Genomic DNA, 3737 nt, shown 5'->3' with positions numbered 1-3737 from the left:
ATAAGCCGCGACCCCGAAAACCAGCTACTTTGGGTAGAAGAAATCGTCTTGGCTAAGCGCAATCCCTTGCAGCGTCTGGCGACAGACTTAAGGGAGCGTAAAACTATGGCGCTCAAGCGAGCGCAACTCAAAGCATCAGTTTCTCCTTTTGAACGAGATAGACGGCAATGGCGGCGAGGTATGTTAGGTGGAGTCATTCTCAGCCTATGCCTGTTGCTAAGTGGCTGGGTGGTGTATAAGGTTCTAGCTTCAAAAGAGAATTGGCAAACAAAAGCAACAAAGCCGGCCTCTTCAGCACTATCCCCAAACCAACAAAGTCCCAATCTCTCTGTGAGCGTCTCTGACAGAACAGATATATCTAAATTTGAAGGAGACCCATTTGTTGCTGCCGTGAGAATGGCGGAGAAAGCTTCCATCGACGGCAAGAGAGCGCAAAGCCGGACGGAATGGCTGGATATAGCTAATCGTTGGCAACAGGCATCAGATCTGATGGCTCAGGTGGCAGAAACCGATCGTCGCTATGAGACAGCACAAAACCGCAAGTCGGTCTATCGCAAAAATAGCGAGTTGGCTTTGCGGCAGTTGCAAAAAAGACGCTCCTAGCCCTGGGATCGGGAGATCTACCTCAAGTACCTAGCTTCAGAAAATTGTAGAGAAATCACGGATGCAAGGCTGTGTACGATAAAGGTAAGCTAGTGCCAGTTCTAATTAGCTATAGATGGTTACTGATGAAGCAATCCCGCTCTTGCTTGCTGCATTTGGAGAACCATCTTCCCAAATATCTCAATTTCCTGCATCAATCTATCTGGCTGGCAACCGCTCTGGTACAGAGCAGAGTCGTGCAGGCGATCTCTTTCCACAGATTCGGGCTTTGTCGTGATGAAAGATTCGCAGGACAGAAAAAGATTAACCATCAATCGAAAGCGTGGGTTAGCTTTCCAGCCACCAGGCAAAGAAGGAACTCACTCTCCGGTATCGACAAGTCCTTTGGAAGTTGTTCGCTCTTCGGGACGGCTGAACCAACACAAGCAAGATCGGGTCGCTACTACTAATCTAGAGCGAAAAATTACTCAGATAGTTCTCAATAAGCTAGATCCGGAAGAAGTTTTACCAGAAATCGCCGCAACTTTGGGATCGGCTTATGGGGTGGAATACTGCACGATTGCAGTTATGGCAAGCGATCGGGCTACAATTCAGACTGCTTACTGTTATCCCAACAAAACACCAGCCCCATTCAGCCAAAACCCAACTTTCTTGCTGAAATATCTGAACATAGCAGCAATACTGGCAAGTTCTGAGCCGTTTGCAATCTCAGATGTGGGTGCAACTGGAACCGCCTTCTCTCAGAACGAGGGCTGGGAAGATTTACCGAGCGGGGTTGTTTTGGCAATGAAAACCCAATTTCAAGGGCAAGTTAACGGGGTAGTCGCCATCATGCGCTCAAAACCTCATCGTTGGACTGCATCAGATAAAGAACGACTGCTAGCTGTGTCAGACTCAATCGCAATGGCAATCTCACAAATAAACCTCCAGAGACAAATCGTCGCTGCATCTGGATATCAAGCACTCCTCAACCAGTTAACAATGGCTATCCGTAGCTATACGGATTTAGAGCAGATTCTCAAACTGGCTATAGATGGGACGGCACGAACTCTTCAAGTAGATCGTGGTGCCATACTGCTCCTTAAATATACAGACCCCCTCGTAAATAAAAGAGGGTTTCAAAAGCGCGTTTCCAGAGCAACGGAAGCAACAGTGGTTTGTGAATGGCCTACTTTTATCCCAACAGAAGGAAATCAAAATGTCGGGACGCTGTTGAACCAATCGTTTTGCTTATCAAAATGTTATTTGTGTTTGGAAGCTTTTGCAAATGCTCCTAACGCTACAGTTATCGCCGACAAACACAGCGTTCCCAACGACGATATCGGTGTAGGCATCGCCCCTATTTTTGACTTCGACGCTATGCCTGCCTTGTTGCTGGTACCCTTGGAAAGTCAAGATAAGGTGCTGGGTTTCTTGGTGCTACAACAACGTCAGCCCCGTCGCTGGTTAAGAGAGGAGTTGGAGCTGGTGGAGTTGGTGAGTGCCCAAATGAGTACAGCTATTCTCCAGTTCCAGACTTTGCGGCAAACATCTGCGTTAGTGGAAGAGCGCACCTATCAACTACAGTCGATTTTAAAGGTACAGGCAAAGTTGTACGAAAAAACTCGCCAACAAGTTGACCAGCTGCGGCAGTTAAATCAGCTCAAGGATGAGTTTATCGACACGATGAGCGATCAGCTGCGAAACCCTTTGGCTAGTATGAGAATGGCGATTCGGATGTTGCGTCAACCGGGACTGTCTCCAGATCGTCAAGCAAAATATCTGGAAATATTAGATCGCCAGTGTACTCAGGAAATTAATCTGATTGACGACATCTTGGCTTTGCAACAGCTGGAGTCTAACAAATCTCCCCTGCACCTGCAAAAAATAGACCTCAAGCAAATCGTTGAGAGTTTGGCAGATTCGTTTGAGAAAAAATGGGGATCGAAGGGGTTAAGCCTGACGCTGGATTTACCCAAACGCCCGTTGATGCTGCAAAGCGACCCGGATAGTGTCGATCGCATTCTCCAAGAACTCTTGACTAATGCAGGTAAATACTCCGATCCGGATACAACTGTTCACTTGTGTGCCAGTCACGAACTCGATGGCCAAAATCCACAAATTGTGTTAACCCTTTGCAATACTGGCCCTGGTATTTCCCCAGCAGAACAGGATTATATTTTTGATAAATTCCGCCGAGGTCAGGGTGTGAGCGAACAAGTAATTCAAGGCACCGGTCTGGGTCTGGCGTTAGTAAAGTGCTTAGTGCAGCACTTAAATGGTACAATTGCGGTTTGCAGTAACCCACTTAGCCACAGTCAGTCTTGGTCAACTTGCTTTACCCTGACCTTACCCCAAATTCAAGCTTAGTTGCCGATCGTCGAGGATCGATCTTCTACCGTTAATCTAGGCAAGTTTCTCAGGGGGTGCAAAAACAATTCTGGGTGTGGGCTCGAAATTAATCCCTTGTCTGAATAGTCGATCGCAATTTACACACCTTTCTTTTCTTTCCCTCTCCCCCTCTCCCGCTCCATCAGCTCCCCCCATCATCCTTCAGAAGTTTTGTACTATTTGAGATGTTGGTGGTGCATAACCATAAAAAAATCACAGTATGACGATAACTGTTGCGCCTAAGCCACTACGTTGGCAACGGCCTAAATATTCCCCGCTGGCACGTCAAGCAGACGTTTTTGCAGCGACTGGGAAATTCATGTTCTATTTGTGGTCGGATAGTATATTTGGCAACAACTCATCTTTACTTAGAAAGCGTCGGGCTCAGTGGTTAGTTCGTACTCTACTCAATTTAGGGCCAACTTTTATTAAAATTGGACAGGCTATGTCTACCCGTGCGGATTTGTTACCCGCAGAGTACGTGGAGGCTCTGGCTCAGTTACAAGATAGCGTCCCGGCCTTTAGTGCGGAAGAGGCGATCGCTCTCATAGAATGCGAGCTGGGTAAATCTATTTATACTTTATTTCGCGATTTTAATCATATTCCTATTGCTGCTGCTAGTTTGGGGCAAGTACACAAAGCACGTCTGCATACTGGGGAAGATGTCGTTGTCAAAGTGCAGCGTCCCGGATTGCAAAAGTTATTTGATGTGGATGTTAAGGCTGTCCGTAAAGTTATGCGTTTTTGTCAGCGTTATTTTACTT

General features: G+C 46.8%; 4 protein-coding genes. 3 read left to right on the top strand and 1 reads right to left on the bottom strand.

Features of this window, described 5'->3' with window-relative positions; translation table 11 throughout:
* Positions 1-603 (top strand): hypothetical protein (locus H6S82_RS23375; protein WP_191056786.1); only part of this gene is annotated, 603 nt, incomplete at its 5' end.
* Positions 604-722: 119 nt separating this feature from the next.
* On the opposite strand, the gene H6S82_RS23370 is transcribed toward H6S82_RS23375, so the two are convergent.
* Positions 723-860, bottom strand: a complete 138-nt coding sequence (locus H6S82_RS23370) for a hypothetical protein (RefSeq protein WP_190467334.1) — start codon at positions 858-860, stop codon at positions 723-725.
* Positions 861-879: 19 nt separating this feature from the next.
* Between H6S82_RS23370 and H6S82_RS23365 the strand changes: the two genes are divergently transcribed.
* Both H6S82_RS23365 and H6S82_RS23360 read left to right on the top strand, forming a co-directional pair.
* A complete protein-coding gene (locus H6S82_RS23365) occupies positions 880-2952 on the top strand; it encodes a GAF domain-containing sensor histidine kinase (RefSeq protein ID WP_190467330.1) in 2073 nt (690 codons plus the stop codon).
* A 241-nt stretch (positions 2953-3193) separates the two neighbouring features.
* Positions 3194-3737: AarF/UbiB family protein (locus H6S82_RS23360; RefSeq protein WP_191056785.1), on the top strand; the 544-nt coding region annotated here is incomplete at its 3' end.

It is taken from the genome of Planktothrix sp. FACHB-1355 (genome assembly GCF_014748295.1).
GTDB classification, from domain to species: domain Bacteria; phylum Cyanobacteriota; class Cyanobacteriia; order Cyanobacteriales; family Aerosakkonemataceae; genus Aerosakkonema; species Aerosakkonema funiforme_A.
Note: the sequence above shows the minus strand (reverse complement) of the source record. Positions and strands in the feature narration are given on the sequence as shown.